General features: G+C 65.6%; 18 protein-coding genes and 1 pseudogene. 9 read left to right on the forward strand and 10 right to left on the reverse strand.

Annotation, left to right across the window (positions count from 1 at the left end; translation table 11 throughout):
* Window positions 1-2: 2 nt before the first annotated feature.
* The 3 genes from ACZ5MJ_RS26270 to ACZ5MJ_RS26280 all read right to left on the reverse strand — a co-directional run bounded on the left by ACZ5MJ_RS26270 (window position 3) and on the right by ACZ5MJ_RS26280 (window position 3,378).
* Window positions 3-1,544, reverse strand: a complete 1,542-nt coding sequence (locus ACZ5MJ_RS26270; protein WP_464223840.1) for a tripartite tricarboxylate transporter permease — start codon at window positions 1,542-1,544, stop codon at window positions 3-5.
* A 5-nt stretch (window positions 1,545-1,549) separates the two neighbouring features.
* Window positions 1,550-2,032: a tripartite tricarboxylate transporter TctB family protein gene (locus ACZ5MJ_RS26275; RefSeq protein ID WP_464223842.1), complete on the reverse strand. Its 483-nt coding sequence runs from the start codon at window positions 2,030-2,032 to the stop codon at window positions 1,550-1,552.
* Between the two features lie 344 nt (window positions 2,033-2,376).
* Complete coding sequence (locus tag ACZ5MJ_RS26280) at window positions 2,377-3,378, reverse strand: AraC family transcriptional regulator (protein WP_464223843.1); 1,002 nt, start codon at window positions 3,376-3,378, stop codon at window positions 2,377-2,379.
* 116 nt (window positions 3,379-3,494) lie between these two features.
* On the opposite strand from ACZ5MJ_RS26280, the gene ACZ5MJ_RS26285 reads away from it, so the two are divergent.
* The 4 genes from ACZ5MJ_RS26285 to ACZ5MJ_RS26300 are packed head-to-tail and all read left to right on the forward strand — an operon-like array spanning window position 3,495 to window position 6,552.
* Window positions 3,495-4,553 (forward strand): beta-keto acid cleavage family enzyme, encoded by a 1,059-nt coding sequence (locus ACZ5MJ_RS26285; protein ID WP_464223844.1) that lies wholly within the window; start codon window positions 3,495-3,497, stop codon window positions 4,551-4,553.
* 57 nt (window positions 4,554-4,610) lie between these two features.
* The gene (locus ACZ5MJ_RS26290) at window positions 4,611-4,811 is read left to right on the forward strand and encodes a DUF1289 domain-containing protein (RefSeq protein ID WP_464223845.1); all 201 of its coding nucleotides are present in this window, start codon (window positions 4,611-4,613) and stop codon (window positions 4,809-4,811) included.
* The gene (locus ACZ5MJ_RS26295; RefSeq protein ID WP_464223846.1) at window positions 4,808-5,524 is read left to right on the forward strand and encodes a DsbA family oxidoreductase; all 717 of its coding nucleotides are present in this window, start codon (window positions 4,808-4,810) and stop codon (window positions 5,522-5,524) included. The genes ACZ5MJ_RS26290 and ACZ5MJ_RS26295 overlap by 4 nt, the downstream gene beginning before the upstream one ends.
* A gap of 53 nt (window positions 5,525-5,577) precedes the next feature.
* Window positions 5,578-6,552 carry a Bug family tripartite tricarboxylate transporter substrate binding protein gene (locus ACZ5MJ_RS26300; protein ID WP_464223847.1) on the forward strand — a complete coding sequence of 325 codons (975 nt, stop codon included), beginning with the start codon at window positions 5,578-5,580 and terminating at the stop codon, window positions 6,550-6,552.
* Window positions 6,553-6,620: 68 nt separating this feature from the next.
* On the opposite strand, the gene ACZ5MJ_RS26305 is transcribed toward ACZ5MJ_RS26300, so the two are convergent.
* Genes ACZ5MJ_RS26305 through ACZ5MJ_RS26315 form a run of 3 tightly spaced genes read right to left on the reverse strand, consistent with a single transcriptional unit; the run spans window position 6,621 to window position 10,133 of the window.
* A complete protein-coding gene (locus ACZ5MJ_RS26305) occupies window positions 6,621-8,267 on the reverse strand; it encodes a fatty acid--CoA ligase (protein ID WP_464223848.1) in 1,647 nt (548 codons plus the stop codon).
* A gap of 11 nt (window positions 8,268-8,278) precedes the next feature.
* Window positions 8,279-9,127 (reverse strand): TauD/TfdA dioxygenase family protein, encoded by an 849-nt coding sequence (locus tag ACZ5MJ_RS26310; protein WP_464223849.1) that lies wholly within the window; start codon window positions 9,125-9,127, stop codon window positions 8,279-8,281.
* A 25-nt stretch (window positions 9,128-9,152) separates the two neighbouring features.
* Window positions 9,153-10,133, reverse strand: coding sequence for a quinone oxidoreductase family protein (locus ACZ5MJ_RS26315; RefSeq protein WP_464223850.1), 981 nt, complete (start codon window positions 10,131-10,133; stop codon window positions 9,153-9,155).
* A 192-nt stretch (window positions 10,134-10,325) separates the two neighbouring features.
* Between ACZ5MJ_RS26315 and ACZ5MJ_RS26320 the strand changes: the two genes are divergently transcribed.
* Together ACZ5MJ_RS26320 and ACZ5MJ_RS26325 are read left to right on the forward strand one after the other, a co-directional pair.
* The gene (locus ACZ5MJ_RS26320) at window positions 10,326-11,327 is read left to right on the forward strand and encodes an AraC family transcriptional regulator (RefSeq protein WP_464223851.1); all 1,002 of its coding nucleotides are present in this window, start codon (window positions 10,326-10,328) and stop codon (window positions 11,325-11,327) included.
* A gap of 200 nt (window positions 11,328-11,527) precedes the next feature.
* A pseudogene (locus tag ACZ5MJ_RS26325) lies at window positions 11,528-11,698 on the forward strand (fumarylacetoacetate hydrolase family protein); the annotation flags it as partial.
* A gap of 46 nt (window positions 11,699-11,744) precedes the next feature.
* Here ACZ5MJ_RS26325 and ACZ5MJ_RS26330 read toward each other — a convergent pair.
* The 3 genes from ACZ5MJ_RS26330 to ACZ5MJ_RS26340 form a co-directional block, all read right to left on the reverse strand.
* The gene (locus tag ACZ5MJ_RS26330) at window positions 11,745-13,310 is read right to left on the reverse strand and encodes an alginate export family protein (protein ID WP_464223852.1); all 1,566 of its coding nucleotides are present in this window, start codon (window positions 13,308-13,310) and stop codon (window positions 11,745-11,747) included.
* Window positions 13,311-13,418: 108 nt separating this feature from the next.
* Window positions 13,419-14,096, reverse strand: a complete 678-nt coding sequence (locus ACZ5MJ_RS26335) for a hydrolase (protein ID WP_464223853.1) — start codon at window positions 14,094-14,096, stop codon at window positions 13,419-13,421.
* 84 nt (window positions 14,097-14,180) lie between these two features.
* Window positions 14,181-15,047: a pirin family protein gene (locus ACZ5MJ_RS26340; protein ID WP_464223854.1), complete on the reverse strand. Its 867-nt coding sequence runs from the start codon at window positions 15,045-15,047 to the stop codon at window positions 14,181-14,183.
* 124 nt (window positions 15,048-15,171) lie between these two features.
* Between ACZ5MJ_RS26340 and ACZ5MJ_RS26345 the strand changes: the two genes are divergently transcribed.
* The 3 genes from ACZ5MJ_RS26345 (at window position 15,172) to aceE (ending at window position 19,976) form a co-directional block, all read left to right on the forward strand.
* A complete protein-coding gene (locus tag ACZ5MJ_RS26345; protein WP_464223855.1) occupies window positions 15,172-16,077 on the forward strand; it encodes a LysR family transcriptional regulator in 906 nt (301 codons plus the stop codon).
* Between the two features lie 152 nt (window positions 16,078-16,229).
* A complete protein-coding gene (locus tag ACZ5MJ_RS26350) occupies window positions 16,230-17,024 on the forward strand; it encodes a GntR family transcriptional regulator (protein WP_464223856.1) in 795 nt (264 codons plus the stop codon).
* A 270-nt stretch (window positions 17,025-17,294) separates the two neighbouring features.
* Entirely contained in the window at window positions 17,295-19,976 is a 2,682-nt protein-coding gene (gene aceE / locus ACZ5MJ_RS26355) for a pyruvate dehydrogenase (acetyl-transferring), homodimeric type (protein WP_464223857.1), read from the forward strand.
* Between the two features lie 10 nt (window positions 19,977-19,986).
* Here the strand turns inward: aceE and ACZ5MJ_RS26360 are convergent, their stop codons facing one another.
* Window positions 19,987-20,757, reverse strand: a complete 771-nt coding sequence (locus tag ACZ5MJ_RS26360) for a GntR family transcriptional regulator (protein WP_464223858.1) — start codon at window positions 20,755-20,757, stop codon at window positions 19,987-19,989.
* Between the last annotated feature and the right edge of the window lie 101 nt (window positions 20,758-20,858).

Below are 20,858 nucleotides of genomic sequence, written 5' to 3' on the forward strand. Positions count from 1 at the left end.
CATCACTCGCTGACGACCAGCTCGGACTCCGGTACTTCGAGCAAGGGCTTCTTTGCCGTGCGGCTGCGCCAGGCCGACCAGGTCACGCCGATCAGCAGAAGCGCCGACGCGACAACGAAGGTGCAGCTGATCGGCCGCTGCAGGAACACGGTCAGGTCACCGCGCGAGAGCAGCAGCGAGCGGCGGAAATTTTCCTCCACCATTGGCCCGAGCACGAAGCCGAGCAGGATCGGCGCCACCGAGAATTCCAGGTACATCAGCAAGGCGCCGATCAGGCCGAAGGCCAGCACTTCCCAGATCTGGAACAGGCTGCTCTGGGTGCTGAACACGCCCACCGCGATGAAGAACATGGCTGAGGGGAACAGGTAGCGGTACGGCACCTGCAGAAGCTTGACCCACACGCCGATCATCGGAACGTTCAGGATCATCAGCAGCACGTTGCCGATCCAGAAGCTGGCGATCAGGCCCCAGAAGATGTCCGGATGCTCGCTGATCAGCTGTGGCCCCGGGCTGATGCCCTGGATCATCAGGGCGCCGAGGATGAGCGCCATCACCGCGTCGCCCGGAATTCCCAGGCTCATGGTGGGGATGAAGTCCACCTGCGTCTTGGAGTGCGAAGAGGCCTCCGGTGATGCAACCCCCGCGATCATTCCGGTGCCAAATTTTTCCGGTGTCTTGGAGATCTTGCGCTCCAGCGCGTAGGCAACGAAGGTCGTGATGGTTGGCCCTGTTCCGGGCATGGCGCCGAACAGTGTTCCTACGCCGGTGCCGCGTACCATCGGCCAGAAGGCCGTCTTGAGTTCGGCCAGGCTCGGGCGCATGTCGCGGATGCGCAGCTTGGTCTTGGCCGTGACAGTGCTCATTCGGTTGACGTTAAGCAGGAAATCCGCCACACCGAACAGGCCCATGGCGATGGCTACCAGCTCCAGGCCGTCGCTCAGTTCGGGAATGCCCATCGCAAAGCGAAAGGCCCCTGTGTTGACGTCGGTGCCTACCACGCCGCAAAGCAGCCCGAACAACGTCATGGCTACCCCTTTCAACGGTGAGCCACGCGACATGGTCGAGCCGGCCAGCAGGCCCAGCAACATGATCGAGAAGATCTCGGCAGGGCCGAACTTGAACGCGATCGCCGTCAGCACCGGCGACGCGAAGATCATCACGAGAATGCCCACCGACGCGGCGAAGAACGAGCAGATCATGGTGATGCCCAGCGCGGTGCCGCCCTTTCCTGCGCGCGTCATCGGGTAGCCGTCCAGGCAAGTGACTGCGTGCGGCGGGTGGGACGGCAGGTTCAGCAGGATCGCGCCGATCGCACCGCCATATTGCGAACCGTAGAAGATGCCAGCCAGCATCAGGATGGCCGGCACCGGATGCATCGCGTAGGTCAGCGGCAGGAGGATGGAGATCGCGGAGAGCGCGCCCATGCCGGGCAGCACGCCGATCAGGTTTCCGACCAGCACGCCGAAGAAAGACCACATCAGGTTGGTGCCCTGGAAGGCGACGCCAAACCCGAACCAGAGATCATGCAAAGCATTGGAAACCATAGCAGTCAAACTCCCCAGCCAAACAGCGGCAATTGCAGCTTCAGTGCCCACCAGAACACACCCGCGGCCACCGCGCACATGGCCAGTGCGAGCAGCACGCCCTGCTTGAGGCTATTGCTGCGGTCGCCCAGGGCGGAAATAAAGACAATGGAGAAAGTGGCCGGAATCAGGCCACCGTACTTGCCGAACAGCAGGAACGCGAGCACACCCAGCACGATGCACACGGCCCCGCGCAGGTCCGGCGCGCGGTGGCTGTGGCCGTGTCCCGCAGGCTGCGCCGCCTGAGGCGAATCGGCGCGCGCGGAGATTGCAATCAGTACGCCGACCAGGGCCAGCAGCGTACCCACGGCCACCGGGAAGAAGCCGGGGCCCATGTGGCTCAGTGTCCCGGTGTGGTACTGCAGGCCGGCCGCCACCGCGGCCAGGCCCACCAGCGTCATCAAGGCGCCCCCGTAATAGTCCTTCCTGAAACGATGCGAGGTATTCATGCTGCGCCCCTCCCGCCGTTGTGCAGCATGGGCTGCGATTCGACACTGCCCGCCTTGGGGCAGTGCTCTTCGGTACGTCGTCTGTTCATGGATTGGTCTCCTCCGTTCTGTGAGAACGCCGATGACCATGCGACCTTCGATCAGGGCGGTGGCGCAACGGGTGAGAGGACTCTAAAGACGACTGCTTCCAATCGGCTTTCAGTCGGCTTGCGGCAAGCTTTCTAAATACATCACGATGTGATGTAATTGCTCCATAGTCATGGAATCCTAGTGAAATCCCTTACGGGGCGAATCAGATGCCCCCAGCGCCACCACCCCCAAATCCCCGAAGGTTCTCCTCTTTATTACCCCGCCTGCGCCCGCCACGCTGACACGCTGCGCCCGAAACGCCCGCTGAACCACCGCGAGAACGCGCTCAGCGACGAGAACCCCAACAACGCAGCCACTTCCGACAGCGGACGTTCGCGGTTCTCCAGGTAGCGGATCACCAGGTCGGCACGGACCTCGGCGAGGATGTCCGAGTAAGTCGTCTGTTCCTGCCCCAGCCGCCGATGCACGGTACGCCGGTCGACGCTCAGGTGCTGGGCCACGCGTTCGACCGAGCATAGCCCGGTGGGCAATAGCGCATAGATCAGTTTGCGCACCATGTCCGACATGGTCGCCGCGGTCGACTGCGCCAGCAGCGTGCCAAGATAGTGCTTCACCTGCTGCGCCATCACCGGGTCATATGACGGCAACGGCGCTTCCAGGTCCGAGGCCAGGCAGACGATGCCGTCGAAATCCTGGTTGAAGGTGCCGGGCATGCCGAACACGCGTGAAAACGTGGCAGAGCCGGCCGGTGCGGGATGTGTGAAGCAGACGCTGCGCGGCCGCCAAGATGCGCCCAGGAACAGCCTCAGCATCCGGAATACAACGCCGACCGCCAGGTCGGCGGCCTGCCGCAAGGTGCCCGGCGTTTCGGTGAGCACCTGCAGCCGGATCATCACCAGGTCATCGCTGTCTTCGATGCGCATTGACAGCGACTCGTTCTGCAGGCCCATGTAGCGGACCATGGACTCCAGTGCGCGGCGCAGCGTGGGTTCCTCGCGCACCACGAAGGCGAGCGGGCCCAGGTTGGAGAACTCGCGCAGCTCGGCCATGCGCAGGCCGAAATCGTCGGCCCCGGCGGCCTGTGCCGACGCATCCAGCAAGCGGCCCACCGATGCCGCGGGGATGCGGATATCGGGATCGAGCAGGACCGAGCGGTTGATCTTTGCCGCTCTCAGTTGCTGGTATGGATCCAGCCCCAGCGAACGCGCGACTTCCACGTAGTTGGTCAGGCTGGCGCTGCGCAGATAGTAGGACATGGGGCGGATTCCGTGCTTTCCCTGAGTGTCCCGAAATGTAAATCGGATGTCCCGGATGGTCAAATCACGGCGAGTCGTTGGCCGATACTCCAGGCACTAACCAACCGGAGCCATCCATGCAGTTCCTTGACGATTCCCTGCACCCCGAAAACATGGACAAGGTCGTGATCACCGTGGCGCCCTACGGGCCGGAGTGGATGCCGCAGGATTTCCCCGAGGACATCCCCGTCACCATGGAAGAGCAGGTGCAGAAAGCCGTGGACTGCTACAACGCCGGCGCCACCGTGCTGCACCTGCATGTGCGCGAGCTGGACGGCAAGGGCTCCAAGCGGCTGTCCAAGTTCAACGAGCTGATCGCCGGCGTGCGCGCCGCGGTGCCGGACATGATCATCCAGGTCGGCGGCTCGATCTCGTTCGCGCCGGAAGACGACGGCCAGGAGGCCAAGTGGCTGTCCGACGACACCCGCCACATGCTGGCCGAGCTGGAGCCCAAGCCCGACCAGGTGACCGTGGCGATCAACACCACGCAGATGAACATCATGGAGCTGCTCTATCCGGAGTACCTGAAGGGCACCTCGCTGGAACACCCGGCCTACCAGGCCGCCTACCGCGAAATGACCGTGCCGGCCGGCCCGGGCTGGGTCGAAGAGCACTTGCGCCGGCTGCAGGCCTCGGGCATCCAGCCGCACTTCCAGCTGACCGGCATCCACGCGCTGGAAACGCTGGAGCGGCTGGTGCGCGCCGGCGTCTACACCGGTCCGCTGAACCTGACCTGGATCGGCATTGGCGGCGGCTTCGACGGCCCCAACCCGTTCAACTTCTTCAACTTCGTGCACCGCGCGCCGGACGGCTGCACGCTGACCGCCGAGTCGCTGCTGAAGAACGTGCTGCCGTTCAATATGATGGCAATGTCGATGGGCCTGCACCCGCGCTGCGGCATCGAAGACACCATCATCGACCAGCGCGGCAACCGCATGACCTCGGTGCAGCAGATCGAGCAGTGCGTGCGCGTGGCGCATGAACTGGGCCGCGAGATCGCGTCCGGCAAGGAAGCCCGCGAGATCTACCGCATCGGCACCTGGTACGACAGCGCGGATGCCACGCTGGAAGCCAATGGCATGGCGCCCAACCGCAAGTCGGGGCAGAAGAACCTGCCGCTGCGCGCAGCGGCCTGACATTGGCCGCAGGGCCGGCATACCGGCCGGCCCTCTCCAGTTACCACAGGAGTCCTGATGCATCACCCTGACGCCCTCGCCAATCCCTGCATTAACATTTGCCGCATGGACCTTGCCAACCGCTATTGCCAGGGCTGCGCCAGGACGCGGCTGGAAATCGGCCGCTGGGCGCAGATGAGCGAGGCCGAACGCGCCCAGGTGCTGGCGGAGGCGCCGGCCCGCCGCGGGCAGCGTGCCGCTACGGGCGCGCTGCCATGAGCCAGCCCGCCTCCCTCTTGATCCAGGTCGGGTTTGACCTGGTCTGTCCCTGGTGCATGATCGGCAAGCGCCATCTTGAAACGGCGCTGGCGCAGCTGGCCCGGGCACGGCCCGATGTCGCCGTCACCGTCGAATGGCGCAGCAGCCTCCTGTTTCCGACGCTGCCGCCGGCCGGCATCCCGTATCGCAAGTTCAGCCTGGCGCGGCTCGGCAGCGCCGAAGCCGTGGCGCTGCGGCAGGCGCAGGTATGCGCCGCGGCGCGCGAGGCCGGCATCACGCTGGAGCCCGACCTGATCGAGGTGTTGCCCAACACCGTGCTTGCGCACCGCCTGGTCCGGTACGCGCGCGAGGCTGGCGGCGATGCCGCCGCGTCCGCGCTGATCGACCGCCTGTTTGAAGCATATTTCCTGCGCGGCGAGGACCTGGGCGATCCGCGCGTGCTGCACGCGGCAGCGACTGCCTGCAGCCTGCCGATGCCGCAGCCTGCTGCGCCGGCCACTGCGCCAGACCTGGCGTGGCTGCCGGCGCTGCATGGCCAGGATACGCCGCTACCCAATCCCGGCCTGGGCGTGCCGCGCTTCGTGATCAACGGTGCGTCGCCAATCGCCGGCGCCAGGCCGCCGCGTGCCTTGCTGGAGGCAATGCTGCGGGCGCTGGCCCGCGCGTCTCCCGCTTCGCCACCCCCACCTGGCATTGCGATCACCGCCCGGTGACGCCGCGCCGGGCAATGCTGGACAGAAGATCCAAACAACATAACGGAGACAACATGCCCACCCACCCTTCCTTCCTGCTGCGCGTCGCCGCCGTCGCGGCCAGCCTTGCGCTGGCCGCCCCCACCGCCATGGCCTGGACCAGCAAGCCGGTCCGGATGCTGGTGCCGGCCCCCGCGGGCGGCACCATGGACGTGCTCGCCCGCCTGCTGGCTGACCAGTTGTCGGTGGACCTTGGCCATCCCGTGGTGGTCGACAACAAGCCGGGCGCCGGCGGCGGCATCGCCATTACCACCTTGCTGGCCGCGCCCGCCGACGGCCAGACCATCATGGTCACCGCCAGCAATGTGCTGACCGAGGTGCCGCATGTGCTCAAGCCCGCGTTCGACCCGCTGAAGGACGTCAGGCCCATCGCCGCGGTGGCGCGTTCGCGCATGGTGATGATCGGCGCGCCCGGCCTGCCGGCCAAGGACCTGAAGAGCCTGGTCGGCTACGCCCGGGCCAACCCGGGCAAGCTCAGCTTTGCCTCGTACAGCGCGGGCACCGCGTCGCACTACGCCGGCATGATCATGAACCAGAAGGCAGGGCTGGATCTGCAGCATGTGCCGTTTGCCGGCTCCGCGCCGGCCTTGGCGCAGGTGATGGGCAACCAGATCGCCGTGATGTACGACGGCATGGTGACGTCGCTGCCGATGATCCGCGCCGGCAAGGTGCATGCCTATGCAGTGGCGTCGAAGAGCCGCTCGGCGTTGCTGCCGCAGGTGCCGACCTTTGCGGAACTAGGCTATCCCGACATGGAGTTCAGCAACTGGGTGGGCGTGATCGGGTCGTCAAAGCTGTCGCCAGAACTGGCCGAGAAGATCCACGCGGCGGCCTACAAGGCCGCGGCTTCGGCCAAGGTGCGCGACCGGCTGGAGGCGCTTGGCTATGAGCCGCTGCCAGTACAGACCTTGCAGCAATTGAGCGAGTCCGAGCGCGCGGAATTCGAGCGCAATGCCGGCATCGTCAAGGCGTTCAATATCCAGCCCTGAGTCCCAACCCGGCAACTTAAAAAAGGCAGCCTCATCCGAGGCTGCCCTTTCTACTTCCTGCTGACGGCTCAGGCGCCGGCGTTGCGCAAGCGCTTCTTGTCGATCTTGCCGACGCTGGTCTTCGGGATCGCATCGACAAACAGAATCCGCCCGGCTTCCGGCACCGCATACTTGCTGAGCCGGTTGGCCTCGACGCGCACCAGCAGCGACGCGCGAATCGCCTCCGCGGTCACCGTTGCGCCCGGCTGGCGCACCACGAATGCCATTGGCCGCTCCCCCCACCTGGCGTCCGGCACGCCGATGACCGCGCACTCCTGCACGCCCGGCACCTGCGTGACCATGCTCTCGACCTCGATCGACGAAACCCATTCGCCGCCGGTCTTGATCACGTCCTTGATCCGGTCGACGATCTGCACGAAGCCGTCGGCGCCCATCACCGCGATGTCCTGCGTATGCAGGTAGCCACCCGCCCACAGCTCGGCCGATGCCTCGGGCTTGCCGTGGTAGGCCCTGGTCAGGAACGGCGCGCGCAGCAAGATCTCGCCGCGCGCCTTGCCGTCGCGCGGCACGTCATGCATCGATTCGTCCACCAGGCGGAAGTCCACCATCGCCACCGGCCGGCCCGTCGAGCAGCGCATGCGCACTTCGGTGTCGCGGTCGCGCTGCGCGTGGCCCGGCGGCAACTGCGCCAGCGCGACGATGGGGCCGGTCTCCGACATGCCATAGCCGGCAAACACATCCATGCCGCGCGCAAGGGCAGCCTCGCACAACGCCGGCGGCAGCGCCGAGCCGCCGATGATGAGCTTCCAGCCCGACAAGTCCTGGCCGCTTGCCTGTGCCGCCTGCAGCAGCATCTGCAGCAAGGTCGGCACGCAATGCGAGAACGTGACGCCCTCGGTCTCGCGCAGCTGCAGCAGCAGCTCCGGCGCATAGCGCCCCGGCAACACGATGCGCAGCCCCAGCATGACCGCGACATACGGGATGCCCCAGGCGAGCACGTGGAACATCGGCGTGATCGGCATGTAGACGTCTTCCCGGTGCAGGCGCTGTCCTTCGCGCTGCGCGCACAGGCTGGTGGCCGAGGCCAGCGCGTGCAGCACGATGTCGCGATGGCTGTAGCACACGCCCTTGGGATCGCCGGTGGTGCCGGTGGTGTAGAAGGTGGCGGCGCGGGTGTTCTCGTCGAACTCGGGGAAGTCGAAGTCGGGCGAGGCCGCGCTCAGCAGGGCCTCGTACTCGCCGCTGAACGGCAGCGAGGTCGGCGGCACGTCCTGGCCGTCGGCCAGCAGGACAAAGCTGCGCACGCTGGTCAGCTGGCCGCGGATCTCTTCCATCACCGGCAGGAAGTCCGGATGGAGCAGCACCACCTCGGCGCCGGAATCGTTCAGCGTGTACAGGATCTGCTGCGCGGACAGCCGCACGTTGACCGTGAACAGCGTCGCGCCCATCATCGGCACGCCGAAATAGCATTCCAGGTAGCGGTGGCTGTCCCAGTCCATCACTGCCACGGTGGTGCCGTGCGCTACCCCCTGCGCGGCCAGCGCGGAAGCGAGCCTGCCGACGCGCTGGCGGAATTCGCGATAACTATGGCGCTGCTGTCCGCGGTACGTGATCTGCTGGTCGCCGTAAAGCGACAGCGAATTGAGCAGCAGTTGCCTGACGAGCAGGGGATAGGCGTAGGCCTGCGGCGCCGCAGGCACAAGGTGTGGTTGCATGCCTGCCTCCGTCAGAACGGCGCGTCGCCGATGATGCCGGCGCGCTCCATCTTGCGCACCGTGGGCGCATAGTCCTGCACCGCGTAATGCTGGGTGCAGCGGTTGTCCCAGATCGCCACGCTGTTCTTTTTCCAGCGCCAGCGCACCTGGTACTCCGGGATCTCCGCCTGCGCGCACAGGTAGTGCAGCAGGTCGCCCGCGCCGGGCATGAAGTCCTTGCCGAAGCGGACCACGTCGTCGCGGTGGTAGTTGGCAAAGTGCGAGGTGAAGGCGTTGACGAACAGGACCTTTTCTCCCGTCTCCGGGTGGGTGCGCACCACGGGATGCTCCACCATCGGGAACTGCGCTGCCAGCGCGGCGCGCTTCTCCGGCGGCATATTGGCGCCGAAGGTGTGTTCGATGCTGTGCTTGGCGCGCAGGCCTTCGATGCGGGCCTTGACGTCCTGCGGCAGGCGCCGGTACGCCTCGCCCATGTTCACCCAGATGGTGTCGCCGCCCACTGCCGGCGTTTCCACGCAGCGCAGCACGCAGCCCATCGGCGGCGCCTGCCGCCAGGTGGCGTCGCAATGGAAGGAGTTTTCATAGTGCTCGACCTTGCTGTCGGGCGACTTGTAGATCTGCACCAGGCCCGGGTGATTCGGGTCGCTGCCCACTACCGGGTGGTCTTCCAGTTCGCCGAAGCGGCGCGCAAAGGCAACGTGTTCGGCGCGGGTGATGTCCTGGTCGCGCAGGAACAGCACCTTGTGCTGCAGCAGCAGCGCCTTGATCTCGGCGAACACGCCGGCGTCGCGTGACGCATCGGCCAGGCTGACGCCGGTCAGTTCGGCGCCGATGGTGCAGGTAAGCAGTTCTGCTTGCATGGTGTTGTCTCCTCTGTTGTTGTTTTCAGATGACGAAGATCGACGATCCGGTGGTGCGGCGCGCTTCCAGGTCCTGGTGCGCCTGGACCGCGTCTTCCAGCGCATAGCGCTGGTTGATGCCGATGCGGATGCGGCCCGCGCCGACGTGGTCGAACAGCTCGCCCGCCAGCGCCTGTTTCTCCGCGGGGTCGGCGATGTAGTCGGCCAGCGCCGGGCGGGTCAGGAACAGCGAGCCCTTCATCGCCAGCAGCACCGGGTCGAACGGGGGAACCGGGCCCGATGCGGTCCCCACGCAGACCATGGTGCCGCGCCGCTTGAGCGAATCCAGCGACGCCATGAAGGTGGTCTTGCCGACGCTGTCGAACACCACCGAGACGCCCACGCCGCCGGTCAGCTCGCGCACGCGCCTGGCCACGTCCTCGCGGGTGTAATAGATGATGTGGTCGCAGCCATGCGCAAGCGCCACCTCGGCCTTGGCCTCGGTGGACACCGTGCCGATCACGGTCAGGCCCAGCAGCTTGGCCCACTGCGACACAATCAGCCCGACTCCGCCCGCCGCGGCGTGCAGCAGGATGGTGTCGCCCTGGCTGAACGGATAGATGCGGCGCATCAGGTAGGCCGAGGTCAGCCCGCGCATGGTCATGGCCGCGGCGGTTTCAAAGGCAATGCTCTCCGGCAGGCGGATCAGGGGCGCGGCCGGCACCAGGCGCTCGGTGCTGTACGCGCCCAGCGTGTTGACGAAGCCGGTATAGGTGACGCGGTCGCCCGCTGCCACGTTGGTCACGCCGGGGCCGACGGAAACCACCACGCCGGCGGCCTCGACGCCCATGCCGCTGGGCAGCGGCACGGGATAGGTGCCATTGCGGAAGTAGGTGTCGGCATAGTTCAGCCCCACCGCCACGTGGCGGATGCGGACCTCGCCCAGGCCCGGCTCGCCCACTTCCGTCTGCTCATGGCGCAGCACTTCCGGGCCGCCAGTCTCGTACATGCGGACAACCTTTGCCATCGTCTTGTCTCCTGGAATTTGCTTGATGCAGAGTGCGCTGCACATGCAGGAAACTGTAGTGCTTGCCGCCCCGGCGGGCTTTGCATTGACTACCGACGACTTTGCATTTCATGCCAGGTGGCCCTATGATCGCTGCTGCGGCGGGCAGGCTGCCCGCCGCCAACTGACATCGCACCGTAAGGCAACGCTGGTTTGGAAACCCTCATACGTGCTGCCGCACTGACCAATTTCCTCGAAGTTTCACGCGACCTCGGCCTGGACCCGCAGCCGTTGCTGCGCCAGGCGCGGCTGCGGCGGGCCTGGCTGGACGATCCCGACCAGCGCGTGCCGGTCAGCGCCTGCGTCGCGCTGCTGGAAGCCGCCGCGCAGGCCGCGGCGTGCCCGACTTTCGGGCTGCGCATGGCGGAGTCGCGCCAGCTGTCGGACTTTGGCGTGATGAGTCTGCTGATCAGCCAGCAGCCCACGCTGCGCGCCGCGCTGGCCACCACCATCCGCTACCGGCACCTGGTCAATGACTCGGTGGCGCTGTTGCTCGAAGACGCCGGCAGCGTGGTGATCATCCGGCAGGAAGTACTTAGCGAGGCGCCTGCGAGGCAGGCCACCGAACTGGCCATCGGCGTCGTATTCCGCATGTGCGCGCTGTTGCTGGGTCCGCGCTGGCAGCCGGTCGGCGTGAGCTTCACGCACGCGGCGCCGGCCGACCTGGGCATCCATCGCCGCCTCTTCGGCTGCCCGCTGGAATTCAACGCGGAGTGCAACGGCATCATCTGCCGCGCGGCCGACCTTGACGCGCCGAACCCGACTGCGGACCCGGTCATGGCGCGTTACGCGCAGCAATTCATCGACACGCTGCCGCGCGCCAACCCGCAGTCCATCGGCCATGAAGTGCGCGCGGCAATCTACCTGATGCTGCCGATGGGCCGCGCTACCTGCGAAGCAGTTGCCGAAGGACTGGGCCTGAGCCTGCGCACCATGCAACGCCAGCTTGACGATGCGGGCGAAACCTTCACCGATATCCTGAACGACGTGCGGCGCGAACTGGCGCGACGGTACGTGGAGAACCCGCGCTATTCGCTGCTGCGCGTGTCGCAGTTGCTGGGCTATGGGTCGGCCAGTTCGTTTACGCGGTGGTTTTCGGCGCAGTTTGGCGTGGCGCCGGCCAGCTGGCGCAGGGATCGCGCGCAGCGTACTTAGGCACGCATGCGTGATAAGGAACCCGAGTTTCCCGCGTGGCTAAGCGATGGCGTTCCTTAAACAGGACAGGTTTCTGGATCCCGATGGCAACCTTCTGCAGGTGAAGGTGTGCTGGGCAAGGGCGGCAAGCATATTGCGCGCGACAATGCCCTCGAACACGTGTTTGGCTATTCAGTCTTCAACGACGGCTCCGTTCGCGAGTATCAATTCAAGTCGCCGCAATGGGTGATGTCATTGTTGCCGGCACGCCATCGGGGATCGGCTGGGCGCGCGACCCCAAGCTCATCATGCGCGACGGCGACGTCTGCGAGGTAAGCATCGAGGGCATCGGCACCTTGCGCAACCGGGTAGAGGACGAGGTCCGCGCCTGACCCGAGCCACACGGGCCGAGTGCAGTGTTGCCGCACCCCTGGGTAGTCAGAACGTATAGGCCGCGGAGATGTACGTGAAATTGGTGTTGTGCCCGCCGACCGCGCTCAGTACCCTGGCAACGTCGACATGCACCAGGCCGGCATTGATAGCGATATGGCGGTCCACCTGCCAGAAAATGTCGAAGGCAAGCTGGTTGCCCGTATACCGCCCTGGGTGTCCGGCCGTCCCTGCAATGGGGATGGCGGCGGCGGTGTACACCGCATCGTTGGTGGTTTCCCGCCAGATCAGGTCCCATGAGACGGTAAACCTGAGCTGCGCCGTGGGCTTCAGCGTGATCGATGGCTGCAGGTCGAGCACGTTCGAGGCCCCCAGCAGGCCGGCCTGGTTGAAATAGGCCAGCTTGGGGAACAGCCCGCCGTACGTGCCGAGCTTGCCGTCGCGGGGATCATGGTCGCCGCTGCCCGCGGTGGCCTTGATTCCGGCGCGCAGTTTCCAGTCGGAGATATCGAACGTGTAGCCCGTGTCGGTGGAAACGCCCCACGCCCGCACTGTCTGCTGGCCGAAGCTGCCAAATTGCGCCAGGGCTTCCCAGTCCCAGTCCCATTTTCCGCCAGTGCCAAAGATGCGCGTGCCTACCGAATGACGCCGCTCCACGCCGGTGCCGATGCTGTACAGGGCGTGGCTGTTCTCGAAGCCGAGGTAGTAGAGGTCAGCGCCGGACGCTGGAATGAAGGTCCGGGGAAACGTCGCGTAGACACCCCAAAAGCCCTGTGCATGGTTGGGTTGGTCGTCGAAGTTTCCCGCCTTCAGCAAAACCGGGCGCGTGGCAAAGGCGTCGATCCGTACATCGCTGGCGGCGCCGCCAAGACGGACGCCGTCAAAGGCGCGCCGGACGTTCGGCGCGTCGCGGACCGATACCAGCCGTTGCGATCCGAACGCCATCTCCTGGCGGCCCACGCGCAAGTTCGGATCGGACCGCGCATCGGCGCTCAGTGGCACGCGCCAGTCGACGAACCCCTGCTGGAGATCGAGGCGGTCTTCATATGGCGGGGCTGCGGCGTCCTTCCCGAGTGCCAGGTGGTTGCCTAGCTGGACAAAGCCGCGCAGGCGGTCGCCCGCGTGCAGGTCGGCGTGGAGCAGGATGCGGTGCAGCAGGTAACTGTCGCCGGTCTTGCCCGGCACGCCGAAGTTCGCGGCGGAGTAATCTTCGAAGCGCTCGCGGAGCTCGCCGCCCAGGCTCAGGAATGCGCCGCCCGTACCGAGCGGGATGTACTTGACGGGGTCCCACGGGTCGCCGCGTAGTGCAGGGTCCTGCAGGTAACGATAGTCTTCGTCATAGCGAAGGAACTTATAGGCAGGCGTTGCAGCGGCAGGTGCCGGCAACGATTGGCCAAACGCGCTGCATGAAGCCGCGGCGAGCGCCAGGCCGAATGCCGGACCCGCCGGCAGTCGCCTCGCCGCCCATGGGCCTCGCAGAATTTTCTTCATTCTTGTCGACGCGCGCGGAGCGCGGCTCAGTGTTGGCGACAGCTTGCGTGCTGCGTGCTGAATCCGGCTGGCGGCAAGCGGTGCCGGTTCCCTGCGCTCAACTATAGTGCCGGATCGGAGCATTGGCCCAGCGCGGCGATGCCCGGCATGCGGCGCCGGTCCGGACTTCCTTTTGAAGCCGGCAGCGAGCGCCGCACGCTGGTCTGGGACTGGCGCGCCGCGCTTACCCGATCAGCGGGCCGAGTCGAGGATCTCGCCGTTCTTCTGTACGTCCTGTGCCTTCATGTAGCTTTCGATCAGCAACTGGTAGGCCGGGAAGATCTTGGTGTAGATCTCGGCCCACTGCAGTGCATCGTCGCGGTGCCAGGTGTGCTGGAGTTCGGATGCGACCGCTGCCGTGTCCATGGGCACCACGCCTGCCTGCACCACCCGGGCCAGCGTGATTTCCTGCGCCATCTTTGAATAGGTGCCCGACGCATCGACTACGGCGAAGACCTTGTAGCCGTCGGCCACCGCGCCGATGGCCGGGAAGGCCATGCAGACGCTGGTGATGGTGCCGGCAATGATCAGTGTCTTGCGCCCGGTGGCTTCCACCGCCGCGACGAAGTCGGGGTTATCCCATGCGTTGATCTCGCCTTTGCGGGCGACATACTTGGCGTGGGGGGCGTTCTCGTGGATTTCGGGGATCAGCGGGCCGTTCGGGCCTTGCGGCACGGAAGCGGTGGTGATGACCGGCAGCTTGGACAGCGTCGCCATTTTTGCCAGGGCGGCGGCGCGTTGCCGCAGTTCCGGCATGGGCATGTCACCCACGGTCTGGAACAGGCCGCTCTGGTGGTCGATCAAGAGCATTGCGGTATCGGCCGGATCGATCACGGGCCGCTTGCCATTGAAGTTTGCTGGGCTGCTCATGGTGTTACTCCTTGCAACGATCGGCGCCTTGGCACCGGCTGGGAAATCCTGCCGCCGCGTCGGACGGCAGGCGAAAGTTCCTGTTCAGTTGGCGATTTGCCCGAATCGGCCGTTGTTGAAGTCGGTCAGGGCCTGGGCGATTTCCTGCTGCGTGTTCATCACGAAAGGGCCATAGCCGACGATGGATTCGTCAATCGGCTCGCCCGCGAGCAGGATGGCCACGGCATCGGTGCTGGCTTCGATGCACACGCCAGCGCTGGCGCCGTCAAGCACGACCATCTGGGCTTCGCCGGCCATCGCCGAGTCATTGACCCGCACGGTGCCGCGCAGGACAATCAGCGCGGCATTCCAGCCGCCGGGCACCGGCAGTTCAGTGAGACCGCCCTGGCGCAGCCGCAGGTCCCACACATGCATCGGCGTGAACGTTCGCGCAGGGCCCGCGTGGCCGGCATATTCGCCGGCGATCACGCGGACGGTTCCGGCTTCGCCAGGGAGCGCAACCGCAGGAATCTCGCGATCGAGAATCGCCTGGTAACCTGGGCGGGTCATTTTGTTCCTGGCAGGCAGGTTCACCCAGAGCTGGACCATCTCGAGGGCGCCGCCGGTGCCCGTAAAGGCGTCGGAGTGGAATTCTTCGTGCAGGATGCCTGCACCGGCCGTCATCCATTGCACGTCGCCCGGACCGATCACGCCGCCCTGGCCAGTGGAGTCGCGGTGGGCGACTTCCCCCTTGTAGACGATGGTGACGGTCTCGAATCCCCGGTGCGGATGCATGCCCACGCCGCGTGGCGTGTCAGTGGGCCCGAAATCGGCCGGGCCCGCATAGTCCAGCAACAAGAACGGACTGAGCTGCTTGCCATGGCTCTGGTACGAGAACATCGAGCGGACCGGAAAGCCATCTCCCACCCAGTGGGGGCGAGGTGCGCTGTAAACGCCCAGAACCCTTTTCATTTGCTTCTCCAGTTGACCGGCAACGCCGGATCGATGGCTAGAAGCTTAGTAATCGGGCCCGATGAAGGGTAGATGCTAAAGTCACTCCTCATAGTCCTGTTTTACGAACGATGAGGGTTGGGTCATGCAAGACCTGAACGAGCTCTACTACTACGTGCAGGTGGTGGAGCATGGCGGATTTGCCCCGGCCGGCCGGGCACTGGGCATGCCCAAATCCAAGCTCAGCCGGCGGCTGGCCATGCTGGAAGAGCGCCTCGGTGTGCGCCTGATCCACCGCTCCACGCGCCAGTTCACCGTGACCGAAATCGGGCGCACCTACTATGAGCACTGCAAGGCGATGCTGGTGGAGGCCGAGGCGGCACAGGAAGCCATCGAACTGACGCGCGCGGAGCCGCGCGGGGTGGTGCGCGTCACGTGCCCGGTTGCGCTGCTGCAGGTGCATGTCGGCGCAATGCTGGCCGAGTTCATGGGTGTTCACCCGTACGTGACGATCCATCTGGAGGCGACGAATCGCAAGGTGGATCCGGTTGCCGAGGCGATCGACGTGGCCATTCGCGTGCGGCCGCCTCCGCTGCAGGACAGTGATCTCGTTATCCGCGTGCTTGCCGAACGCAAGCAATGCCTGATTGCAAGTCCGCAACTGGTCAAGGCGCTAACCGCGCCGCGCGTGCCGGCCGATCTTGGTTCCTGGCCCAGCCTTGGCCTGGGCATGCCCCAGGCCGACCATGTCTGGAAGCTGTTCGGCCCCGATGGCGCGGTAGCCGACGTCCATCATCAGCCGCGCTATGTCACTGGCGACATGGTCGCCTTGCGCACTGCTGCGCAAGCCGGGGTGGGCGTTGTGCAATTGCCAGAGATGATGGTGGCCCGGGAACTGGCCGCCGGTTCGCTGGTGCGCCTGCTGCCGCAATGGGCGCCGCGCACCGAAATCCTGCACGCAGTCTTTCCGTCGCGCCGCGGACGACTGCCCTCGGTCAGATTGCTGGTGGATTATCTGGCAAATGCCTTCGCTGGTATGGTGGAGGAATGAAAGGCGGCCGCGCCGGTGCCATGCGGCCGGCACGTCAGGCCGCTCTGCGCGGCGTCGTGTTCAGCGAACATGCGCGAGTGCCGGCGCCGGTCTCGCACGCCCCACAAAATATATAATAATCAACACTATCTATCATCTTGTGAGACCACATCGTGGCAAGAACCAAGTCAGCGAACACCGCCACCGGCAAAGCGGCCGCTGCCCCTGAGCCGGATACGCCGGACCTGGGCGGGCGCACATGGGCTTCCGTGCTCGAACAGGCCGTGCGGGAGGACATCATCAACGGCGAGCTGCCGGCGGGGAGCAAGCTGCGCCTGAAGGAACTCGCCGAGCGTTACCAGGCCGGCGTGATTCCATTGCGCGAGGCCCTGTCGCGGCTGTGCACCACCGGCTTTGTGCTCGCCATCGACCAGAAGGGCTTTCGCGTGGCGCCGCTGTCCGCGGAAGAGTTGCTGGATATCACGCGCGTGCGCCAGCAGATCGACACCAGCGCGCTGCGCGACGCTATCGAGGCCGGCGATATCGGCTGGGAAGCGCAAGTGGTGGCGGCGCATCACCGGCTGACCCGCATCCCGATGGTGCTGCGCGGCAAGGATGGCTTGCTCAATCCCGAATGGGAAGAGGCGCATGCCGCGTTTCATGAGGTGCTGGTGTCCGGCTGCAGCTCGGCCTGGCTGCGGCGGTTTTCCATCGTGTTGCGGGACCAGACCGCGCGCTATCGCTTTCTCTCACTCGCCGTACCCAAGGCCGCTCGCACGCGTGATGTGGCGGCGGAGCATGAGGCGATTGTCAATGCCATCGTCGCGCGCAATGCGCGTGAGGCGTGCCGGCTGCTCGCGGATCATTTCCAGGCGACGACTGACCTCGTACTCAAGTACCTGCAACAGCAAAAGGCAAAGGCATCCCCGGCACGCAGGCCAGCCGTGGCGACGGAACTGGCTACCTGATGCATCCGCGTCCGGGCAGGGCGCGCCGGCACCGCGAATTTGCAGATCGCCCGCAAGGCATGGCAGCCTTGCGGGCGATCTGCATTTGAGCTTCGCTCTTGAGCACGGCGATGGTGTTTCCCGAGTGGAAACACCAAGTTCGTCATACCTTGCCTTATCGTCGCGCTGCGCGGATGCTAGCCTTGGCGTTCTGCTTGGCGTCCCTCGACCGCAGCCGGAAAAGCGGCTGCGGCAGGACTTTGCCCAATCCGTGCCCACAGGAGTTCCACCATGGCGCAAGCTCAGCCGGGCAATGCCCGCAATGACGATATCGACGCGCAGGAAACCGCGGAATGGCTGGATGCGCTTGACTCGGTCATCGCGTATGAAGGCGCGGAGCGTGCGCACTACCTGATCGAAAAGCTGATCGAGCGCGCGCACAATGCCGGCATCTACCTGCCGTTCAGTGCCAACACGGCTTACCTGAACACCATTGCGCTTGAAGCCCAGGCACGCAGCCCTGGCGACCAGGACATCGAGCATCGCATCCGCTCCTATATTCGCTGGAACGCGATCGCGCTGGTGTTGCGCGCGGCGCGCGATACCAATGTCGGCGGCCACATTGCCAGCTTTGCCTCGGCGGCCACGCTGTATGAGGTTGGCTTCAATCACTTCTGGCACGCGCCATCGGACGGACACGGCGGCGACCTCGTGTTCTTCCAGGGTCATTCGGCACCGGGCTTTTATGCGCGCGCCTTCCTCGAGGGGCGGCTGACCGCGGAACAGATGGACAACTTCCGCCAGGAGGTGCGCGGCCAGGGCATTTCGTCATACCCGCACCCGTGGCTGATGCCGGATTTCTGGCAGTTCCCGACCGTGTCGATGGGCCTGGCGCCGATCATGGGCATCTACCAGGCACGCTTCATGAAGTACCTGGGGGACCGCGGCTTTGGCCAGCACGGCGGCCGCAAGGTGTGGGTGTTCTGCGGCGACGGCGAGATGGACGAACCCGAGTCGCGTGGCGCGCTGGGCATGGCCGGGCGCGAACAGCTGGATAACCTGGTCTTTGTCGTCAACTGCAACCTGCAGCGCCTGGACGGCCCGGTGCGCGGCAACGGCAAGATCATCCAGGAGCTGGAGTCGGAATTCCGCGGCGCGGGCTGGAATGTGATCAAGGTGGTGTGGGGCAGCAAGTGGGACGCGCTGCTGGCGCGCGACAAGGCCGGCATCCTGGCCCGGCGCATGATGGAATGCGTCGACGGCGACTACCAGACCTTCAAGTCGAAGGACGGCGCCTATGTGCGCGAGCACTTCTTCAACACGCCGGAACTCAAGGCGCTGGTGGCGGACTGGTCCGACGACGACATCTGGGCACTGAACCGCGGCGGCCACGATCCGCACAAGGTTTACGCCGCCTACCAGGCCGCCAGCGAACACCGCGGCCAGCCGACCGTGATCCTGGCCAAGACCATCAAGGGCTATGGCATGGGCGAGGCCGGCGAGGCGCAGAACATCACGCACCAGCAGAAGAGCATGCGGGTGGAAGCGCTCATGCATTTCCGTGACCGCTTCCGGCTGCCGCTGTCCGACCAGCAGCTTGACGAGTTGCCGTACCTCGGCTTCGAGGAAGGCTCGCGCGAGCACACCTACCTGCACGCGCGGCGCCAGGCGCTGGGCGGCTATCTGCCGTCGCGGCGCCGGCGCGGGCCGTCGCTGCCGGTGCCGGCGTTGTCGGCCTTCGATGCGCAGCTCAAGGCCAGCGGGGAGGGGCGCGAGTTTTCCACCGCAATGAGCTTCGTGCGCATCCTCAACACGCTGCTGCGCGACAAGGTGCTGGGCCGGCGCATCGTGCCGATCGTCTCCGACGAATCGCGCACCTTCGGCATGGAAGGCCTGTTCCGGCAGATCGGCATCTGGTCGCAGCAGGGGCAGATCTACACGCCGCAGGACGCCACGCAGCTGAGCTTCTACAAGGAGTCGAAGGACGGCCAGATCCTGCAGGAAGGCATCAACGAGGCCGGCGCCATGGCCGACTGGATCGCCGCCGCCACGTCATACTCGACGCACGGCGAGCCGATGATCCCGTTCTTCATTTTCTATTCGATGTTCGGCTTCCAGCGCTTCGGCGACCTGGCCTGGGCTGCGGGGGACCAGCGTGCGCGCGGCTTCTTGCTGGGCGGCACCGCGGGCCGCACCACGCTCAATGGCGAAGGGCTGCAGCACGAGGACGGGCACAGCCTGGTCTGGGGCGGCACCATCCCCAACTGCATCAGCTATGACCCCACCTTCGCTTATGAGCTTGCGGTGATCATCCAGGACGGCCTGCGCCGCATGGTGCAGGAACAGGAGGATGTGTACTACTACATCACGGTCATGAACGAGAATTACGAGCACCCGGCCATGCCAGATGGTGCGGAAGCGGACATCCTGAAGGGGATGTACCTGTTCCGGCGCGGCAAGGAGGGCACCGCCGGCCAGCCTCGCGTGCAACTGCTGGGTGCCGGCACTATCTTCCGCGAGGTCATCGCCGCGGCGCGGCTGCTCGATGAGGACTGGGGCGTGCAGGCCGACCTGTGGGGTTGCCCAAGCTTCACCGAGCTGGCGCGCGAGGGTAATGCGGCGGTGCGCTGGAACCTGCTGCATCCGGGCGAGACGCCGCGGCGCGCGCACGTGGAGCAATGCCTGGCGCCGATGCGGGGACCGGTGATCGCCGCGACCGACTACGTGCGCGCGCTGGCCGAGCAGATCCGGCCATTCGTGCCGCGGCGCTATGCGGTGCTCGGCACTGACGGCTACGGCCGCTCCGACACGCGCGAACAACTGCGGCACTTCTTCGAAGTGGATCGCTACTGGGTCACGGTGACCGCGCTGAAGGCCCTGGTGGACGATGGTGCCATCGACAGCGCCATCGTGCTGCAGGCGCTGCGGAAGTACGGCCTCGACCCCGAGAAGCCCTATCCCCTGCACGCTTGAAGCGCACCGCTCAGGCAACAGCCTGCGTCAACTGATACGTCGTCGAGTAGCTGAAGCGGCTGGCCGGGTGAACACCGGTCGTGACGACAACTATCCTGTCGCGCAGGAAATAGGTCCGGACGATGCGCAATCCGGCTGACCCCTCGGGCACCTGCAGGGCATCGGCTTGCGGGCCTTCGATCAGCAGTCCCTGGACTTCCTGCTCGACCCGCGTGATCTTGATGCCATATTGCTTTTCAACCATCGTGTAGACGGGAACGTCCAGTGTTTCCCCCGGCCGGGGCAGTTCACTGAACGCCGCGTCGACGTAAATGTCGACCAGCCCGATCGGCTCGTTGGCGGGCGCGGCGCCATATCGTGTGCCGGCAATGTGCAGCCAGCCCGTCCGCGGCGGGCTGCGCAGCAGGGCTGCCTGCGTCTCGTCGGCCTTGATCTGCTCATAGACCGAGGTCCGCAGTATCGTGCCCTTTGCGTAGCTTGCAAGGTCCGCGGGCGAGTCCATGACCTGCATGAATCGGCTCTGGGGGCGGTCGGAGACAACCCGGGTGCCGATCCCGGCCTGTCGGGTAACCAGGCCAAGGCTGGACAACTTCTGCACCGCCTGGCGCACAGCGTAGCGGCTCAAATTCCACTTCTCGCACAGTTCAGCCTCCGTGGGCAGCAGTTCGCCGATGGGGGGATTGCCGTTCAGGATCTCCTGCATCAGCGTTCGGGCCAGGTCGAGGTGGCGCGGAGGTGTGGCGGCCAGGGCGGCCGTATAGGCGTCGGTTTCGTCTTGCATTCCGTTCTGCGAAGTGGCGTCGGATTCCGTGACTGGCGGCGATCTGGTTGCCAGCCATGATTTCTTGAAATCCTATCATGCGCGGCAGGGTTTCTCCTAAT

It is taken from the genome of Cupriavidus sp. LA-1 (assembly GCF_055385985.1).

Excerpts from the sequence above, each read along its gene's own strand:
- ACZ5MJ_RS26270 (WP_464223840.1), bottom strand. The coding sequence starts at position 1,544 with ATGGTTTCCAATGCTTTGCATGATCTCTGGTTCGGGTTTGGCGTCGCC.
- ACZ5MJ_RS26275 (WP_464223842.1), bottom strand. The coding sequence starts at position 2,032 with ATGAATACCTCGCATCGTTTCAGGAAGGACTATTACGGGGGCGCCTTG.
- ACZ5MJ_RS26280 (WP_464223843.1), bottom strand. The coding sequence starts at position 3,378 with ATGTCCTACTATCTGCGCAGCGCCAGCCTGACCAACTACGTGGAAGTC.
- ACZ5MJ_RS26285 (WP_464223844.1), top strand. The coding sequence starts at position 3,495 with ATGCAGTTCCTTGACGATTCCCTGCACCCCGAAAACATGGACAAGGTC.
- ACZ5MJ_RS26290 (WP_464223845.1), top strand. The coding sequence starts at position 4,611 with ATGCATCACCCTGACGCCCTCGCCAATCCCTGCATTAACATTTGCCGC.
- ACZ5MJ_RS26295 (WP_464223846.1), top strand. The coding sequence starts at position 4,808 with ATGAGCCAGCCCGCCTCCCTCTTGATCCAGGTCGGGTTTGACCTGGTC.
- ACZ5MJ_RS26300 (WP_464223847.1), top strand. The coding sequence starts at position 5,578 with ATGCCCACCCACCCTTCCTTCCTGCTGCGCGTCGCCGCCGTCGCGGCC.
- ACZ5MJ_RS26305 (WP_464223848.1), bottom strand. The coding sequence starts at position 8,267 with ATGCAACCACACCTTGTGCCTGCGGCGCCGCAGGCCTACGCCTATCCC.
- ACZ5MJ_RS26310 (WP_464223849.1), bottom strand. The coding sequence starts at position 9,127 with ATGCAAGCAGAACTGCTTACCTGCACCATCGGCGCCGAACTGACCGGC.
- ACZ5MJ_RS26315 (WP_464223850.1), bottom strand. The coding sequence starts at position 10,133 with ATGGCAAAGGTTGTCCGCATGTACGAGACTGGCGGCCCGGAAGTGCTG.
- ACZ5MJ_RS26330 (WP_464223852.1), bottom strand. The coding sequence starts at position 13,310 with ATGCTCCGATCCGGCACTATAGTTGAGCGCAGGGAACCGGCACCGCTT.
- ACZ5MJ_RS26335 (WP_464223853.1), bottom strand. The coding sequence starts at position 14,096 with ATGAGCAGCCCAGCAAACTTCAATGGCAAGCGGCCCGTGATCGATCCG.
- ACZ5MJ_RS26340 (WP_464223854.1), bottom strand. The coding sequence starts at position 15,047 with ATGAAAAGGGTTCTGGGCGTTTACAGCGCACCTCGCCCCCACTGGGTG.
- ACZ5MJ_RS26345 (WP_464223855.1), top strand. The coding sequence starts at position 15,172 with ATGCAAGACCTGAACGAGCTCTACTACTACGTGCAGGTGGTGGAGCAT.
- aceE (WP_464223857.1), top strand. The coding sequence starts at position 17,295 with ATGGCGCAAGCTCAGCCGGGCAATGCCCGCAATGACGATATCGACGCG.
- ACZ5MJ_RS26360 (WP_464223858.1), bottom strand. The coding sequence starts at position 20,757 with ATGCAAGACGAAACCGACGCCTATACGGCCGCCCTGGCCGCCACACCT.